Origin of the sequence: Cytobacillus sp. Bac17 (assembly GCF_024519925.1) — a bacterium.
GTDB lineage: Bacteria > Bacillota > Bacilli > Bacillales > Cytobacillaceae > Cytobacillus > Cytobacillus pseudoceanisediminis.
Map to the genome: position 1 here is coordinate 1 of NZ_JALJRC010000029.1, position 16,245 is coordinate 16,245.

Here is a 16,245-nt window from a genome sequence, read left to right on the forward strand (position 1 = left end):
GGTGGCGATAGCGAGAAGGTCACACCCGTTCCCATACCGAACACGGAAGTTAAGCTTCTCAGCGCCGATGGTAGTTAGGGGCTGTCCCCTTGTGAGAGTAGGACGCTGCCGGGCGGAAAAACAAATTGTGACGAAAAATCACACAAATAATATTATCGCGGGGTGGAGCAGTTCGGTAGCTCGTCGGGCTCATAACCCGAAGGTCGCAGGTTCAAATCCTGCCCCCGCAATCTGGTCCGGTAGTTCAGTTGGTTAGAATGCCTGCCTGTCACGCAGGAGGTCGCGGGTTCGAGTCCCGTCCGGACCGCCATTTTCTAATATTAAAAACGTCAAACGAAACCTGGTTTCGTCTTTTTTTTATTCTTTTTTATCCTCAGCTTATATTCCATTAATAATGAAAATAGCTTACTTTGCCCATTGCTGCAAAATAAGGTAAACTACATATAGATTATTTCCTTAGGATTTATCCTAAGGTTTTTTTTCTTTATAGATTAGACCATAAAAGGTGATGAAACATATGAGTCAGTTTGAGTTTATCTCAAAGAAGCCAGAGGATACGATGGCGTTTTCGGAAAGGCTGGGCAGCCTGCTCCAGCCGGGGGATGTCCTTGCTCTGGAAGGAGATTTGGGCGCAGGAAAAACGACATTCACCAAGGGGCTGGCAAAAGGACTTAATATTACCCGTAATGTAAATAGCCCCACTTTTACGATTATTAAAGAATACCAAGGAAGATTGCCCCTGTATCATATGGATGTATATAGAGTTGAAGATTCTTTTGAGGATTTGGGGTTTGATGAATATTTTGAAGGCAATGGGGTCACAGTTGTAGAATGGGCTCATCTAGTTAAAGAACAGCTTCCCGAAGAGTTATTGACGATTTATTTATATCTTGATGATAATGACTCAAGAAAGCTTGTCCTGGAACCCCGGGGAAAAAGATATGAGGAATTGTGTAAGGAGATTATGTTATGAAGGTTTTAGCCATAGATACATCCAATTACCCTTTGGGAGTAGCTCTTCTGGATGGTGATCAGGTTATAGGCGAGTACATTACCAATGTCAAAAAGAATCACTCTGTTCGTGTTATGCCGGCTATTGATATCTTAATGAAAGATTGTGGTGTTACGCCAGCTGAGTTAGATAAAATTGTTGTTGCGAAAGGACCTGGCTCCTATACAGGCGTCCGTATTGGGGTTACAATTGCAAAAACTCTGGCCTGGACTTTAAATAAGCCGCTGGTTGGGGTATCCAGCCTGGAAATTTATGCGGCTTCGGCAGGCAGATACTTTAATGGCGTCATATCTCCTTTGTTTGATGCACGGAGAGGACAAATATATACTGGCCTGTATCAATATAAGGAAGGGCAGTTAGCATCTCTTATGAAAGACCAGCTCCTTCTTGCAAAAGATTGGGCAGCAATGCTTTCTGAGCAGCAAGAGAAGGTCCTTTTTATAGGGAATGATCTGCCTTTACATAAAGAGGTATTTACAGAATCCCTTAGAGACCTGGCTGTGTACGCTTCGCCTGCTGAACATAATCCAAGGCCGGCAGAACTTGCCTTGTTAGGCAGAGACAGAGAGCCTGAGGAAGTTCACTCTTTTGTTCCTAATTATATTAGGATTGCAGAAGCTGAAGCCAATTGGATAAAAGCAAACCAAGAAAAAAAGCTATAGTGATGAGGAAGCGAACGTATGAATAAATCCTTAACTTTCCGTTTTATGAATGAAGAGGATATTGATGATGTTTTGGAAATAGAACATAAGTCCTTTGCAACACCCTGGAGCAGGGAAGCTTTTTTTAACGAATTAACACAAAATCAGTTTGCATTGTATGTTGTTTTAGAAGAAGAAAATAAAGTTATAGGCTACTGTGGAGCATGGATCGTAGTGGACGAAGCTCATATCACAAATGTTGCGCTGCTCCCTGAATATCGCGGGAGAAAGCTTGGAGAAGCTCTTATGCGAAAGTTAATGGAGATTGCGTCTGAAATGGGGGCCATCACGATGACTCTGGAAGTAAGGGTATCTAACTTCACAGCTCAGGCCTTGTACCGAAAGCTTGGTTTTCAAAATGGAGCCATAAGGAAGAACTACTACACTGATAATCAAGAAGATGCTTTAGTAATGTGGGTGAATTTATAATGAATAAAGATCAATGGATCATGGGGATTGAAACAAGCTGTGATGAGACGGCTGTTGCCATCATTAAGAATGGCCGTGAAATCTCAGCCAATATAGTTGCATCCCAAATAGAAAGCCATAAACGTTTTGGGGGAGTAGTTCCGGAAATCGCTTCCCGCCATCATGTTGAACAGATAACTATAGTGTTGGAAGAAGCATTATATAAGGCAGGCATTACATATTCAGATCTTTCAGCAATTGCTGTGACTGAAGGACCTGGCCTTGTAGGCGCGCTGCTGATCGGGGTTAATGCCGCTAAAGCAGTTGCTTTTGCTCATGGTATCCCTCTTGTAGGCGTGCATCATATTGCTGGACATATTTATGCCAATCGATTGGTTGAAGAAATGGAATTTCCATTACTGTCCCTGGTAGTCTCAGGCGGTCATACAGAGCTTGTCTATATGAAGGAGCACGGCCATTTCCAAGTGATTGGAGAGACAAGGGATGATGCTGCAGGAGAGGCATATGATAAAGTTGCCCGGACATTAAATCTGCCATATCCAGGCGGTCCTCACATTGACAGACTCGCTCATGAAGGGAACCCGACCATTCAACTTCCGAGAGCATGGCTGGAAGAAGGGTCATACGATTTTAGCTTCAGCGGCTTAAAGTCTGCCGTTATCAATACTGTTCACAATGCTGAGCAGCGTGGTGAGACCATTGTGCCGGAAGATCTTGCCGCAAGCTTCCAGGAAAGTGTCATTGATGTCTTAGTAACGAAAACAGAAAGAGCTGTTGAAGAATATCAGGTGAAGCAGCTGCTGCTCGCAGGCGGAGTTGCGGCGAATAAAGGACTTCGAGCTTCTTTGGAAAAGAGGTTTGGGGACAAAGCGGAGATAAAGCTTATTATTCCGCCATTAACATTATGCACAGATAATGCAGCGATGATTGGTGCAGCAGGAAGTGTACTGTTTGAAAAAGGACAATTCGCCGGACTTGATTTAAATGCCAATCCCGGTTTGGACATCACTATCCACAATGATAAATAAATTAGGAAAAAGTCCCCGACCGCGTAGGGGGCTTTTTCTGTGGATAAAATCATTTATTTCAGAATTTTATGTTGGTAATGTGGATAAAAACTGTTTAAGTTGTGGATAATGTGGAAAAGTCTGTGGAGAGTATATATAACTGCATTTTTATTGTGATTATCTCTGTGGATAATAAAAAAGACTGGCAGTGACTATTCTACCAGTCTAAAAGTTATGAATTTTCCTTTATTAATCATCAGCTAAAAGTGTCCATTCTTCCATCAATTCTTCCAACTTAGCTTTTGCTTGATCAGTTTCATTTGTGATACCCATCACTTTTTCATGGTCTTGATAAACATCCGGATCACAGAGAAGCTGATCATTCATATCGATTACTTTCTCCAATGCTTCTATTTGCTCTTCAATTTCCTCCATTCTTCTTTTTCGTTGGCGTTCGAGCTTTTTGGCTTCTTTATCCTGCTGATAATTATTTTTGTCCTGCTTAACAGGCTGTGATGCCGTGGATTCATCTTGCTCATTAAGTGCAAGCAGTTCCTCTTGTTCCTGCTTTTTTTCCACATAATAATCATAATCGCCGAGATACACTGTTGCCCCAATACTGGAAAGTTCAACTACCTTTGTTGTAATTCTGTTGATAAAATATCGGTCATGAGATACAAAGAGAATCGTTCCAGGATAATCGATCAATGCATTTTCAAGAATTTCTTTGCTATCCAGATCCAAATGGTTTGTAGGCTCGTCGAGGATTAAGAAATTGGCTTTCTGCATCATAAGCTTCGCAAGCGCAAGACGTGCCTTTTCACCGCCGCTCAGTGTTGAAACAGTTTTAAGAACATCATCACCAGAGAAAAGAAAGTTCCCAAGTATTGTCCGGATTTCCTTTTCCGGTTTTAGCGGGTATTCATCCCATAATTCGTTCAGGACTCTTTTATTGCTGGTGAGTTCCGCCTGTTCCTGGTCATAGTAGCCAATTGTCACATTGGAACCGTACTGTATCTCCCCGGAAAAAGAAGAGATTTTTTTGATGATGGTTTTGAGCAAGGTGGATTTACCAATTCCATTGGGCCCCACCAGTGCAATGCTGTCACCTCTTGCCAGTCGCAGTGAAATACTCTCGCTCACTATCTCTTCATAGCCAATAGCAAGAGAATGAATATTTAAAACCTCATTGCCTGATTGCCGTTCAATGTCAAAGCCAAAAGAAGCTGATTTCTCGTCTCCAAGCGGCCTGTCCATCACGTCCATTCTGGCCAGCTGCTTTCTGCGGCTTTGTGCCCTTTTGGTTGTGGAAGCACGGGCAAGATTTCGCTGGATAAAATCCTGCAGCTTAGCGATCTCTTCCTGCTGTTTCTCGAATTGCTTCATTTCTCTTTCAAAGTTAGCCGCTTTTTGATCGAGATAGGAACTGTAGTTTCCTGGGTACTTTCTTATTTGGCGGCGGGAAATCTCGTAAACCTGGGAAACGACCTTATCAAGGAAATATCGGTCATGGGATACGATTAGAATGGCACCATTGTATCCCTGCAGGTACTGTTCGAGCCATGATAATGTTTCAATATCCAGGTGGTTGGTAGGCTCGTCCAGTATTAAGATATCAGGCTTTGTCAGCAAAAGTTTACCAAGGGCCAATCTGGTACGCTGTCCGCCGCTCAATGATGAAATTTTAGTGTCATAGCCCATTGAGCTGAAGTTGAGTCCGTGGAGAATGGAACGGATATCTGCCTCATATTGATAGCCGCCATTTTCTTTGAAATCAACCTGAAGCTTGTCGTATTCTTTTAAGGTGCGTTCATAGGCATCAGAGTTATTTAGGATATCAGGGTCCGCCATTTGTTCTTCAAGGCTGCGAAGCTGTTTTTCCTGCTTCTGCAGATGGCTAAAAACAGTCAGCATTTCATCCCAAATGGATAACTCTGATTCCAGGCCGGTATTTTGTGCAAGATAGCCAATTGTTACTTCCTTTGGCTTTATAATCTCACCGGAGTCATATGTCATTTGTCCGGCAATAATTTTCAAAAGGGTGGATTTTCCTGCACCATTGCGCCCTACTAGCGCAATCCTGTCCCTGGTTTGTACTTCAAGCTTTATATTGGTTAAAATGGGATCAGCGCCAAAATTTTTCGCCAGCTGATTGACTTGTAATAATATCATGTTCTTTCACCTCGGGTATAGAGTAAGTGTAACTCATTCATATATGTTCGGCAATAAAGGAGACAGGACTATAAGCCCTTCTGCGGGGCATTCAATCAAGACAAAAGGCAAATAAATATGTGAGGAACAATACAAAGCACATACAAAGTAACAGAAAAATAGTGTATGATTTTGAAGAGAGGTGTTTTGAATGGCGGATTTTACTCATTTTAATCAAGAGGGCAGGGCAAAAATGGTGGATGTCAGCGATAAACCTGAAACGGCAAGAACAGCCATTGCTCAATCAAGTATTACTCTTAATCAGGAGATATACGAAAAGATAACATCCAACTCCATGAAAAAAGGGGATGTACTCGCTGTTGCACAAACTGCAGGCATTATGGCGAGCAAGAAAACATGGGACATTATTCCGATGTGCCATCCGCTGCCGCTTAAGGGCGTGGACATTTCATTTTCATGGAAGGCGGAAGAGGAAGAGTATGTCCTGATCATTACTGCTTCTGTAAAAACGAAGGGAAATACGGGTGTGGAAATGGAAGCGTTAACAGCCGCTTCTGTCTGTGCGCTGACCGTTTATGACATGTGCAAGGCTGTAGATAAAGGAATGGTGATTGGGCCAACCTTTTTAATAGAGAAAACAGGCGGAAAAAACGGAGATTTTAAAAGAAATTAATTCATCATAAGAAATGGGGATGGACGAATGGCCAATGAACCAATTAAGATACCGCAGGCAACAGCTAAACGGCTGCCTTTATACTACCGCTTTCTAAAAAACCTTCACTCATCAGGCAAACAAAGAGTCTCTTCAGCAGAATTGAGTGAGGCGGTAAAGGTAGATTCTGCAACAATCCGCCGCGATTTTTCGTACTTTGGTGCGTTAGGAAAAAAAGGATATGGATATAATGTGAATTACCTGCTGGGCTTCTTTCGGAAGACTCTTGACCAGGATGAGCTGACTAAAGTAGCTTTGATCGGGGTAGGGAATTTAGGAACAGCCTTTCTTAACTATAATTTTCTTAAAAATAATAATACCAAAATAGAAGTAGCCTTTGATGTTGATGAGAGTAAGGTTGGCACGAAAATCGGTGATGTACCGGTCCATCATATGGATGACCTTGAAGAAGTTATTATAAATAATAATATTCAGGTGGCGATTTTAACGGTGCCGGCACCGCCTGCCCAGGCTATTACCGATCGGATGGTGAATGCGAAAATAAAAGGAATCCTTAATTTTACACCTGCGAGGCTCACTGTGCCAGCCTCGATTCGGATTCACCATATCGATCTGGCAGTAGAATTGCAGTCACTGGTTTATTTTCTGAAAAACTATCCGGAAGAAATGTAAAAAAATGAGCCTTTTGGGGGCTCATTTTTTCATTTTATTTTTCATTTTAAAATGCAGGCCAACCATCCGCAGTCCGGTGCCAAAATCGAATGTGGCAATTATAATCAGAAAATAAGTAAAGAATCCCCAGGTTTCTTCATGCTGGATATTCTGTATGGCTATAAAAGTGAAAAGGCATCCGAGAAGGATGTAAATAAAGCCTGAAAACAAAGGTGTGCTTCTCATCAAAATCCCCCAGTAAGTTTAAAACTCTGCAAAGCATTTCCCTATGCTAGAAAAAGCTGATAAAGCTCTGCATTTTTTCCATTTCTTCTAACCATTTTTGCATATTATCCTGATTCAGCTGGATAACCGCAACAAAGGTGTTCATCGCCACATGGGCAAAAATCGGCACAATAATCCGCTTCGTTTTGACATATAAGAAAGCAAAGGTGAACCCCATTGCCGAGTACAGCAGTACATGTTCAGGCTCGAAATGGGCAAGTGCAAAAATGACTGAGCTGATCAGGGCCGATAAGAAGAAGTTGAAGCGCTTATGGAGAGAACCGAAAATAACTTTTCTAAAGACAATCTCCTCAAGTATTGGCCCAATGACCGAACTAATTAAGATAACGATTGGCGATGCTTCAATAATCCGGATAATCTGCTGCGTATTCTCAGATCCCATTTCAATCCCAATCATATTTTCAATGCTGGCAGCAGTAGCTTGAGCGATCAGGGCCAAAAATATACCCCCAACTGCCCAGCCCGCTGAGCTTGCTGCGGAAGATGCATCCCTATCCAGGCCTTTTTTCATCTCTTTTCTTAATAATAGAAGCGTAATGATCAGTGTAACCGTAAAACTGATGACAAGCCAGTAGGCTACAGCCAGGATCTGCATGTTTTCGGGGTTCTGTCCAAGGGCATCTGCAATAAATAACACAAGCGGAACGCCAAACAAACTGGACAGCTGCATGGCAATATAAGCTATTAATATAAACCAATATTCCTTCTTCAAAATGTTATACTCCTTATTCTGAGTGTTGGAAAACAAGTCCTAAAGCCATTGTACTCTTAATAAGGAGCGGGTTTCAAATATCAGCATCAAAGCAGGAAAATACTATGGGTAAAGTGAAGAGTTCCGAAGCATACTTAAGAGGTTGTCTGTGTCGAAAAATAGCGTGTATGGGCGAATGAAATTTTTTCTAAAAAATTTAAGCTTCACCCTTGCAAATAGAAATGAGATTCATTAATATAATAATTGTGTTAGCACTCATACAGAGAGAGTGCTAATAAATAAAAATATTTACATATTATTTGAGGAGGTTGTTTCACTTGTTAAAGCCACTAGGTGATCGAATTATTATCGAGCTTGTTGAAACTGAAGAAAAAACTGCAAGCGGCATCGTACTGCCGGACACTGCTAAAGAAAAGCCTCAAGAAGGTAAAGTTGTAGCTGTAGGAACTGGCCGCGTTCTTGAAAATGGTGAGCGTGTTGCCCTTGAAGTTGCTGACGGCGATCGTATCATCTTCTCAAAATATGCTGGTACTGAAGTGAAGTACGAAGGCAAAGAGTATTTAATTTTACGCGAAAATGACATTCTTGCTGTAATTGGCTAATCGCCGATCAGACGAAGATTATTAAAGAATAAAGCTAAAATTTTTGAGGAGGTTTTTATCAATGGCTAAAGAGATTAAATTTAGTGAAGAAGCTCGCCGCGCGATGCTTCGCGGTGTGGATTCCCTTGCAAATGCGGTAAAAGTAACTCTTGGACCTAAAGGACGCAACGTGGTTCTTGAGAAGAAATTCGGTTCTCCACTTATCACCAATGATGGTGTGACAATTGCGAAAGAAATCGAGCTTGAAGATGCATTCGAAAACATGGGTGCGAAGCTTGTTGCTGAAGTAGCAAGTAAAACAAATGATGTTGCCGGTGACGGTACAACAACTGCAACTGTTCTTGCTCAGGCAATGATCCGTGAAGGCCTTAAGAACGTAACTGCAGGCGCTAACCCAATGGGCATCCGCAAAGGAATCGAAAAAGCAGTTGTTACAGCTGTAGAAGAATTAAAAGCTATTTCTAAGCCAATCGAAAATAAGGAATCTATTGCTCAGGTTGCTGCAATCTCTGCTGCTGACAATGAAGTTGGCCAGCTGATCGCTGAAGCAATGGAGCGCGTTGGCAACGATGGTGTTATCACAATCGAAGAATCTAAAGGATTCACAACTGAGCTTGATGTGGTTGAAGGTATGCAATTCGACCGCGGATATGCTTCTCCATACATGGTTACAGATTCTGATAAGATGGAAGCGGTTCTTGAAAACCCTTATATCTTAATCACTGATAAGAAGATCACAAGCATCCAGGAAATCCTTCCTGTACTTGAGCAAGTTGTACAGCAAGGCAAGCCTTTATTGCTTGTAGCTGAAGATGTTGAAGGTGAAGCACTTGCTACACTAGTTGTGAATAAGCTTCGCGGAACTTTCAACGCGGTAGCAGTAAAAGCTCCTGGCTTCGGTGACCGCCGCAAAGCTATGCTTGAAGATATCGCGATCCTGACTGGCGGTGAAGTAATCACTGAAGAGTTAGGCCGTGACCTTAAGTCTGCTACAATCGACTCTTTAGGACGCGCTACTAAAGTAGTTGTTACAAAAGAAAACACTACAATCGTTGAGGGTGCTGGAGACAGCGCGCAAATCGGCGGACGTGTGAACCAGATCCGCACTCAAATGGAAGAAACAACTTCTGAATTTGACCGCGAAAAATTACAAGAGCGCCTTGCTAAACTTGCTGGTGGTGTTGCAGTTGTTAAAGTTGGTGCTGCTACTGAAACTGAATTAAAAGAGCGCAAGCTTCGCATCGAAGACGCCCTTAACTCTACACGTGCTGCTGTAGAAGAAGGCATCGTTTCCGGTGGTGGTGTTGCCCTTCTAAACGTATACAATAAAGTGGCTGCTATCCAGGCTGAAGGCGATGAAGCAACTGGTGTTAACATCGTATTGCGTGCGATGGAAGAGCCTGTACGCACAATTGCTCACAATGCCGGTCTAGAAGGTTCTATCATTGTTGACCGCTTAAAGCGCGAAGCAGTTGGAACTGGCTTCAACGCTGCTACTGGCGAGTGGGTAAACATGATCGAAGCTGGTATCGTTGACCCAACTAAAGTAACTCGTTCAGCTCTTCAAAACGCTGGATCTGTTGCAGCTATGTTCTTAACTACTGAAGCAGTAGTTGCTGACAAGCCGGAAGAAAACGCTGCTCCTGCAATGCCTGATATGGGCGGCATGGGCGGAATGGGCGGCATGATGTAATTTAAAGCGTTGAACCCAACGTTTTAAAGCATCATCCACCAGGACATAGGTACAGGTTTTCTTGTCCTGCTGTTCCCAAAACTGTTTATAACAAACAAAAAAGGAATTCCTATTCGGGAATTCCTTTTTTTATTTATTCTTTGTCCGAACCCCCGCCAAAAGTTTCGGGAATCATCGTGAAGCCTTCAATCACAGTATCTTCTTCCACTTCGATCATCAGATAGCGCTTGCCGTCAAAATGGACTTGTTTTACATATCGAAGATCTTGCGGGCAGATGGATATGTTGGCTGCCTTCGTGCTGATTTTTATTGATTTTGAATTAAATTTGGGCAGGACGCTGGTTGCCTTTATTTCATATTTGTCATCATCGATGATTTTTTGATAAGCGGATTGGACCTTTTCTGAATTAATATCTTCGAGACCACTCACTTTTAAAACGCGTTCTACGTCTTTGGAATCCAGCTTCGGCGGTTCATCCTCTTCGTTTTCCACGATCATACGGTTAATCTCTTCATATACGCTGGAAAGGGTTGCTGTGCTTAGCTGATCTCCTGTTACGTCTTTAATAATTTCCTCAAAAACGATTTTATCATCCTGCGCCGTCATCGTTTCTTCCCCGTTTAAAACGTCCACTATGAACTGGTAGTCGGGCTCATGTACCTTGCCTGCTGAATACAAGACGTGATTGACATCAGCTGCATGATCGGTAAAGCAAGGAAATAGAAACCCTGAAATGGGAGCCTTGAGGTTGATAATCGGATCAACGGTAAAATGATATTTAAATTCCTTTTCTACATAGTCAAAAAGCAATTCTTTCTTCGGTTCTTGAGTGTTATTTATGCTGCAGAGAATAAAGGGATGAGAATAAACGGCATCCCGTTCACTTTCCTCGGCTTCTGCGTTGCGGCGTTTCATTGGCTTAAGATACTCCCCGCGAATGAATGTAACGACAATATCCTTTTCATATTGCCGGATTCCCAGCATTTTGCCGACTATCTGAAGCATTTGATCCATCCAGCCTTCAGCATCACTGCTTAGCAATCCCTGATGCAGGATGAGTTGACTGCTGTTTTCGGCATCCCTCTGAAACTTTAATTCAAAGAGCTTTTCATCCAATTGGCCGCCAAGCAGCTTTTTGAAGTTATCCATAAATAGCTCCTGCTGATCCTGGTCCAGCATTTCAAAGGGCTGGCTTTCATAATGATAAATCTCACTTGATTCCTTCATAATATAGACATTAAAAATATCTGAGATCTTTAGTAAGTCATTATTTAATTTAAATTGTTTCCGAATCTGTGCGATGTCTTTTTTGTTCACAGTTAAATCCACTCCTAAGCTGCCCAATATGCATATTTACTAGAATAACAAAATACATCAGCTCTATAAATTATTTATCTCTTTTATTTTCGCTTTTTTGAAAAGGGATACGTTAATTAAATTTGGCTGGAGATTTGAGAAGCATGAAGTTGATTTTTACCGGCCGAGTTTGCGCTGGCGAGGTGAATGTAGAATGCTGATATTTTGTTAACATAAAGGTATTTAATTGAGGCCTCTCATAAGTTGACTAAACTTATGGGAAGCCTTTTTTATTTCTTTAACATGGAGACATACTCTTCCAAATAAAATTGGATGCAGAAATAAAAATTACAAGTATCGACAAAAAATGGCAAGTTCTTTATAATAGTATAGTAAAATATAATCGTGAAATTAGTCCTATATTTAATAAAATTGAAAAGGCAAACTTATCGAAAGGTAAGGACGCAAAGCTACGAGTCTAAAATCCTCCAGGGTAATGACAGTCGGGTTGCCAAGGATAATAAAGAACGTTTATTTGGCTATCCCTGTCTATTTGGGGATAGTCTTTTTTTTGGACACCTTTTAAATAGCTGCAAAAATGATGGAGAATACAGGCAAAGGAGATCAGCGATGATAGTTGTAGATAAGAAAAAATACAAAATGGCCATTAATGAGGCCGCAAAGGAAGTTCATGTACAGGTTCATGGGTTAATGAGAGAGGAGGATGCGGAAGGTTATATGATAGATTTACAGGATACGATTAGTAAGGTATCAAGGCAAAGTTATACATTTGTTGTAGACGGGACCCATCAAACCCCTGTCCCATCAAAGGTGGTTCCACAGCTTGAACAGACAATGCAATTTTATTCTTCATTGGGATTTAAGGATATTCTTGTAGTAAAACCGTCATCTAAAATTGCGCAGGTGCAAATCAGGAATGCACTTGAGAGAATTGAGTTCTCAGGTACGTTTGTTGATAAAGTGCCTCATGGCATCTAATGTTCGTGACAATGAATAGGGGATCATTATTTTACATTTGAAAGGGAGTAAAGAAGTGCAAACAACACTAGAGCTATATACCTACGAAATTATAAAGAAGGATCAGCCAGAATTAATTGTGAAAGCAGCTGATTGTCTGGCTCGAACATTCATAGGAGTGGAGGTTGCAGGGAAATGGGTTCAGGAGCCAATGGTAGGTCAATTGAATATAGGCTATGAGGATTTCTATCAGTTTACCAAGGATTATTTAGACTCTACGATTGAACAGGGATATTGCGCAGTTGCACAGGATGCTAATCATAAAGTTGTCGGTGTACTTGCGGGAGATACAAATGCACCTGAGATAATCGGAGAAGACATATTTGAAGGTTCTTTTTATGATATGAATGTAATTCTGCGTGTTTTGGAAGATGTCGATAAACGTTTCATGGAAGATTATAAAAAACAGAATGGACATGAAATCAAGGATGGAGAACTATTACACCTTTTCATGTTAGGCGTAATAGCTGAACATAATCGTCATGAAATTATTCAGCAGCTAGGAAATAGATTAATCGCAAAAGCATCATCCCAAGGATTAAAGGCTGTTTTAGGTGAAGCAACCAACCCTAAATCAATACGGGTCATGGAAAAATATCATAATATGAAAAAATATAAAGATACAGAAGGAAATTATATTGTCCATAAATATCAGGATAATAATAAGCTGAGTGGTATTCCTGCAAATGTAGCAGATGGAACATATATCCTAATAAAAGAGCTTTAAATAACATATAAAGTCTAATTCAATTAAATAGATGTTAGGGGATTTATTATAATGGAAGCGATTATGCTAGGCATCATTATTATTTTAATGGGAGTATCGGTGTTTTTTGCCTATCGATACTTTTCATTAAAACACCATCTCCATATTCATAAGGAAATAATAAATGGAATGGAAGAATTATCAGCAGGTAAAATTGCAGCGAAGGTTGATGAACGAAGCTCTAAACATGCTGTATTTAATGGGCTAATCGACTATTTCGGCCTTGTAAGGGAAAAGTTTTTTTCCTATTCAAAAGATGTTCATGAAAAAGGTGAAAATCTTACTGAAGTCGGTGAATATGCTTCTGAAAAAGCGGATATTGTTAGAGCGGCAATTGATGAGGTAGGCAGAGGGTTGACGAAACAATTGGCAGCAACAGAAGAAAGTGCTGCATCTATGGAGGAAATGACACAGGCTATCGAAGATCTATCCGTGAGATCCCTTCAGATTTCAGAACAATCGAATACTACCTTAGAACTGACGCAGGAAGGAAACGAGAAGCTAAAGGATTCCTTAGATAAAATGAATCAGTTTAATCAAACGGTAAATATAACATTTGATGCCATAAATAAACTCGGAGAAAAATCTCATGAAATCGGCACGATTGTAAAAGTGATTACAGGGATTTCAGAACAAATTAATTTATTGGCATTGAATGCGGCCATAGAAGCGGCCCGTGCGGGAGAGCATGGCAAAGGATTTGCAGTCGTTGCTGATGAGGTTCGAAAATTGGCCGAACAATCACGGCAGTCTTCCTCTGAAGTATCAAACATTGTAAAGAATATACAGGAGGAAACTGGGATAGTCGTGAACTCCATGCAGCAGGGAACAGAGGAATTGAAAGATACAAATACCACCCTTGTAGAAGTTGGGTCCATGTTCAAACAAATTCTGGCTACTACAAAAATTATTGCTGAAAATAATGAAAACTCTTCTGCGAGTACACAGGAATTATCTTCTGCTTCGCAGCAGATCATGGCAACAATTGTTGAGATTGCCTCAATCTCACGGGAATCTGTTGAAATGTTTGAGGAGCTAATCGAAATTAGTGATGATGAACTGACTGCAATGCAAAAACTTGTCCAGGTAGCAAAGAATCTTGTAGAGCTAACAGATGATGTAAACAAGTTAATATTTGTATGGAATCATGGTGCTGAAACAGAGGCAGCTCATGGTCAAATTGCTGATAAAAAGCTCAGTGCAGCAGTATAAAGATCGTTGCTTTGCTGGCTGATTAATATAAAGGTGCTTCTTTCAGGTAAATGCAGCCTGTGGGAAGTTCCCTTTGATGCCCGAATTAGTCCTTATAAAAGAAAGGATCAATAAATATTACAGTATTCCTTCTGTTTAATAGGGAATATTTTTATGGCAGCAAGGTTGCCAAAAGGCTTAATTAGGCACTGATTTGTCCACCTGTGTGGACTTTTTTATTGGATCTTTAGATAAAACTGCTTCAAGAAAAAGCATCCAGGAGGTACAGGATGAAGGAAATACAAAAGTTATTTCCCAGTATGGATGGGAATGAACTCCAAAGAGAGGAATTATTGTCTTACTTTAAGACGATCTTAACGAAAATAGATGAGTTAAAGGATCCCAACAAACTAACACTGGGAATAATGCCCGAGTACTCAGAGGATTACTATAATCGTATCATTGAAAAGGCCGATGTTCCGAAAAAGGGTGTGCCGATAGAACAAGTGATTCAGGAGCTTCTTAAATTGGCAGAAGGACACCGCTACGTCAATCGAAATTATGTAGCCAACGCAGCGCCCCTTCCGAATATAGCCAGTATGATCGGGAACTTAGTAATGGTCCTGGTCAATGGGAACAATCTTTGGGATGTGGAAGGACCGGCTGCGGCTGCAGCAGAAATCGAAATAACCAGTATGCTATCCAAATTAATCGGATACGATGAGAGCATTAGTGCAGGGTATACAACCTGGGGAGGACAAGGCGCTGTTTTTAATTCTTTGCGACTTGCCATTGCACGGTACGCTCCGTCTTCAAATGAAAATGGTGTACCGCAAAATCTCTATTGCTTCTGTTCAGAGCTATCACACTATAGTCTGTATAAGTCTGTAGAAGCTGCAGGGATTGGCGTGAAAAACATGATTCGGATAAAAGCGAATGCTGATCATTCTATGAATCTCGACGATTTAAAAGAGAAAATGGCGCTTGTTATTGCCAAAGGCGGTGTTCCTCTTTATGTACTTGCCACAATGGGAACGACTGATACATTTGGGGTTGATGACATTGAGGGGATTAAGCGGATAGCAGAAGACTTGGAACGCACTCATGGCGTATTTCCGATCTATATCCATGCAGATTCGGCCATGGGCGGCATGTATACCTTCTTTAACCATTACGATTTTGAAAGCAACCCTCTGAGATTTGAAGACAATGTTAGTGAGGTTTTAAGATCCTATCAGCATAAGTTCAAACAGATAAAGCTTGCAGATAGTATGGTCTTTGATTTCCATAAGCTTGGACAAACCCCATATATCACAAGTTTATTTTTAATTAAAAACAGAGAATATCTTAAGTATGTAGACTTAGATGCAGCGGAAACGCCTTATGTTGGGAATCGTGGGTATGGCAGCTATCATACAGGCTTCACACTGGAATGCTCGCGGATGGGAAGTGCTTTGGCGATTTATGCATCGTTATTAGCATTTGGAATGGAAGGCTATCAAGAGCTTTTGGCCAATTATATCCGTGTCAATATTGCATTTAGAGAGATGTTAACAAGAGAAGTTTCGAATGTGGCAGTAACGAATGAAATTTCTCCTATTACAACATTCCGCTTTTACCCTGAAAAGACTGAATGGGATAATGAATTGAACGGACATTTACCTGTGGAAGAAATAATGGAAATTAATCAATTTAATGACGAGTTTGCAGAGGTAATTGGTGCTGAACGAGATACTGTCTTTTTTGGAAATACGAAAAAGCAGAGACTTGTGGAAGCGGCAGACTCAAACAAGCAGCTGCCGGTGTACGCACATAAATTCTTCTCGATCTCTCCCTACTCTACGATAGAAGAGGTCGACCGTTATGTCGGATTCTTAAAAGAACACTTGGAGATTTTCCTGAAAATGAGAAATCACAAGTATAGTATTATAGGTTCCTAATGAAGTAAATCCAGCAATTGGCTTGAAAATATTAATGGAGGCTTCCCATAAACTG

16 protein-coding genes, 2 tRNA genes, 1 rRNA gene and 1 riboswitch are annotated in these 16,245 nt (G+C 41.0%); of the genes, 15 read left to right on the top strand and 4 right to left on the bottom strand.

Features of this window, described 5'->3' with window-relative positions; genetic code table 11:
* The 7 genes from rrf to tsaD all read left to right on the top strand — a co-directional run.
* Nucleotides 1-114: ribosomal RNA gene (gene rrf / locus NR125_RS23585) — 5S ribosomal RNA — on the top strand; the annotation flags it as partial.
* 42 nt (nt 115-156) lie between these two features.
* Nucleotides 157-230 (top strand) — tRNA-Met (locus NR125_RS23590).
* Between the two features lie 3 nt (nt 231-233).
* Nucleotides 234-310, top strand: a tRNA-Asp gene (locus tag NR125_RS23595).
* 207 nt (nt 311-517) lie between these two features.
* Nucleotides 518-973, top strand: a complete 456-nt coding sequence (tsaE, locus tag NR125_RS23600; protein ID WP_009336298.1) for a tRNA (adenosine(37)-N6)-threonylcarbamoyltransferase complex ATPase subunit type 1 TsaE — start codon at nt 518-520, stop codon at nt 971-973.
* A complete protein-coding gene (tsaB, locus tag NR125_RS23605) occupies nt 970-1,674 on the top strand; it encodes a tRNA (adenosine(37)-N6)-threonylcarbamoyltransferase complex dimerization subunit type 1 TsaB (protein WP_009336297.1) in 705 nt (234 codons plus the stop codon). The genes tsaE and tsaB overlap by 4 nt, the downstream gene beginning before the upstream one ends.
* A gap of 18 nt (nt 1,675-1,692) precedes the next feature.
* The gene (rimI, locus tag NR125_RS23610) at nt 1,693-2,142 is read left to right on the top strand and encodes a ribosomal protein S18-alanine N-acetyltransferase (RefSeq protein WP_009336296.1); all 450 of its coding nucleotides are present in this window, start codon (nt 1,693-1,695) and stop codon (nt 2,140-2,142) included.
* Nucleotides 2,142-3,170 (top strand): tRNA (adenosine(37)-N6)-threonylcarbamoyltransferase complex transferase subunit TsaD, encoded by a 1,029-nt coding sequence (gene tsaD / locus NR125_RS23615; RefSeq protein WP_009336295.1) that lies wholly within the window; start codon nt 2,142-2,144, stop codon nt 3,168-3,170. The genes rimI and tsaD overlap by 1 nt, the downstream gene beginning before the upstream one ends.
* A 228-nt stretch (nt 3,171-3,398) precedes the next feature.
* On the opposite strand, the gene NR125_RS23620 is transcribed toward tsaD, so the two are convergent.
* Entirely contained in the window at nt 3,399-5,321 is a 1,923-nt protein-coding gene (locus tag NR125_RS23620; protein WP_256816223.1) for an ABC-F family ATP-binding cassette domain-containing protein, read from the bottom strand.
* Between the two features lie 190 nt (nt 5,322-5,511).
* On the opposite strand from NR125_RS23620, the gene moaC reads away from it, so the two are divergent.
* Together moaC and NR125_RS23630 are read left to right on the top strand one after the other, a co-directional pair.
* Nucleotides 5,512-5,994 carry a cyclic pyranopterin monophosphate synthase MoaC gene (moaC, locus tag NR125_RS23625; protein WP_019382367.1) on the top strand — a complete coding sequence of 161 codons (483 nt, stop codon included), beginning with the start codon at nt 5,512-5,514 and terminating at the stop codon, nt 5,992-5,994.
* Nucleotides 5,995-6,021: 27 nt separating this feature from the next.
* Complete coding sequence (locus tag NR125_RS23630) at nt 6,022-6,666, top strand: redox-sensing transcriptional repressor Rex (RefSeq protein ID WP_019382368.1); 645 nt, start codon at nt 6,022-6,024, stop codon at nt 6,664-6,666.
* Nucleotides 6,667-6,687: 21 nt separating this feature from the next.
* Here the strand turns inward: NR125_RS23630 and NR125_RS23635 are convergent, their stop codons facing one another.
* Entirely contained in the window at nt 6,688-6,891 is a 204-nt protein-coding gene (locus tag NR125_RS23635) for a YdiK family protein (protein ID WP_019382369.1), read from the bottom strand.
* A gap of 46 nt (nt 6,892-6,937) precedes the next feature.
* The gene (locus tag NR125_RS23640) at nt 6,938-7,663 is read right to left on the bottom strand and encodes a CPBP family intramembrane glutamic endopeptidase (RefSeq protein WP_009336290.1); all 726 of its coding nucleotides are present in this window, start codon (nt 7,661-7,663) and stop codon (nt 6,938-6,940) included.
* A 317-nt stretch (nt 7,664-7,980) separates the two neighbouring features.
* Between NR125_RS23640 and groES the strand changes: the two genes are divergently transcribed.
* Both groES and groL read left to right on the top strand, forming a co-directional pair.
* A complete protein-coding gene (groES, locus tag NR125_RS23645; protein ID WP_009336289.1) occupies nt 7,981-8,265 on the top strand; it encodes a co-chaperone GroES in 285 nt (94 codons plus the stop codon).
* Nucleotides 8,266-8,326: 61 nt separating this feature from the next.
* Nucleotides 8,327-9,958, top strand: coding sequence for a chaperonin GroEL (groL, locus tag NR125_RS23650; protein WP_009336288.1), 1,632 nt, complete (start codon nt 8,327-8,329; stop codon nt 9,956-9,958).
* 133 nt (nt 9,959-10,091) lie between these two features.
* Here the strand turns inward: groL and NR125_RS23655 are convergent, their stop codons facing one another.
* Nucleotides 10,092-11,276, bottom strand: a complete 1,185-nt coding sequence (locus NR125_RS23655) for a DUF4317 domain-containing protein (RefSeq protein ID WP_256816234.1) — start codon at nt 11,274-11,276, stop codon at nt 10,092-10,094.
* Between the two features lie 408 nt (nt 11,277-11,684).
* Nucleotides 11,685-11,771: riboswitch (cyclic di-GMP riboswitch) on the top strand.
* A 114-nt stretch (nt 11,772-11,885) separates the two neighbouring features.
* Here NR125_RS23655 and NR125_RS23660 point away from each other — a divergent pair.
* The 4 genes from NR125_RS23660 to NR125_RS23675 all read left to right on the top strand — a co-directional run bounded on the left by NR125_RS23660 (nt 11,886) and on the right by NR125_RS23675 (nt 16,190).
* Nucleotides 11,886-12,254 (top strand): hypothetical protein, encoded by a 369-nt coding sequence (locus NR125_RS23660; RefSeq protein ID WP_009336220.1) that lies wholly within the window; start codon nt 11,886-11,888, stop codon nt 12,252-12,254.
* A gap of 55 nt (nt 12,255-12,309) precedes the next feature.
* Nucleotides 12,310-13,020 (top strand): hypothetical protein, encoded by a 711-nt coding sequence (locus NR125_RS23665; protein ID WP_071158466.1) that lies wholly within the window; start codon nt 12,310-12,312, stop codon nt 13,018-13,020.
* 51 nt (nt 13,021-13,071) lie between these two features.
* Nucleotides 13,072-14,271, top strand: coding sequence for a methyl-accepting chemotaxis protein (locus NR125_RS23670; protein WP_252245789.1), 1,200 nt, complete (start codon nt 13,072-13,074; stop codon nt 14,269-14,271).
* A 269-nt stretch (nt 14,272-14,540) separates the two neighbouring features.
* Nucleotides 14,541-16,190, top strand: a complete 1,650-nt coding sequence (locus tag NR125_RS23675; RefSeq protein ID WP_251265062.1) for a pyridoxal phosphate-dependent decarboxylase family protein — start codon at nt 14,541-14,543, stop codon at nt 16,188-16,190.
* The last annotated feature ends 55 nt before the right edge of the window (nt 16,191-16,245 follow it).

What these genes read in the sequence shown, in the direction of transcription:
- tsaE (WP_009336298.1), top strand. Translation starts at nt 518, where the DNA reads ATGAGTCAGTTTGAGTTTATCTCAAAGAAGCCAGAGGATACGATGGCG.
- NR125_RS23675 (WP_251265062.1), top strand. Translation starts at nt 14,541, where the DNA reads ATGAAGGAAATACAAAAGTTATTTCCCAGTATGGATGGGAATGAACTC.
- rimI (WP_009336296.1), top strand. Translation starts at nt 1,693, where the DNA reads ATGAATAAATCCTTAACTTTCCGTTTTATGAATGAAGAGGATATTGAT.
- NR125_RS23630 (WP_019382368.1), top strand. Translation starts at nt 6,022, where the DNA reads ATGGCCAATGAACCAATTAAGATACCGCAGGCAACAGCTAAACGGCTG.
- NR125_RS23660 (WP_009336220.1), top strand. Translation starts at nt 11,886, where the DNA reads ATGATAGTTGTAGATAAGAAAAAATACAAAATGGCCATTAATGAGGCC.
- NR125_RS23620 (WP_256816223.1), bottom strand. Translation starts at nt 5,321, where the DNA reads ATGATATTATTACAAGTCAATCAGCTGGCGAAAAATTTTGGCGCTGAT.
- tsaD (WP_009336295.1), top strand. Translation starts at nt 2,142, where the DNA reads ATGAATAAAGATCAATGGATCATGGGGATTGAAACAAGCTGTGATGAG.
- groL (WP_009336288.1), top strand. Translation starts at nt 8,327, where the DNA reads ATGGCTAAAGAGATTAAATTTAGTGAAGAAGCTCGCCGCGCGATGCTT.
- tsaB (WP_009336297.1), top strand. Translation starts at nt 970, where the DNA reads ATGAAGGTTTTAGCCATAGATACATCCAATTACCCTTTGGGAGTAGCT.
- NR125_RS23670 (WP_252245789.1), top strand. Translation starts at nt 13,072, where the DNA reads ATGGAAGCGATTATGCTAGGCATCATTATTATTTTAATGGGAGTATCG.
- NR125_RS23635 (WP_019382369.1), bottom strand. Translation starts at nt 6,891, where the DNA reads ATGAGAAGCACACCTTTGTTTTCAGGCTTTATTTACATCCTTCTCGGA.
- moaC (WP_019382367.1), top strand. Translation starts at nt 5,512, where the DNA reads ATGGCGGATTTTACTCATTTTAATCAAGAGGGCAGGGCAAAAATGGTG.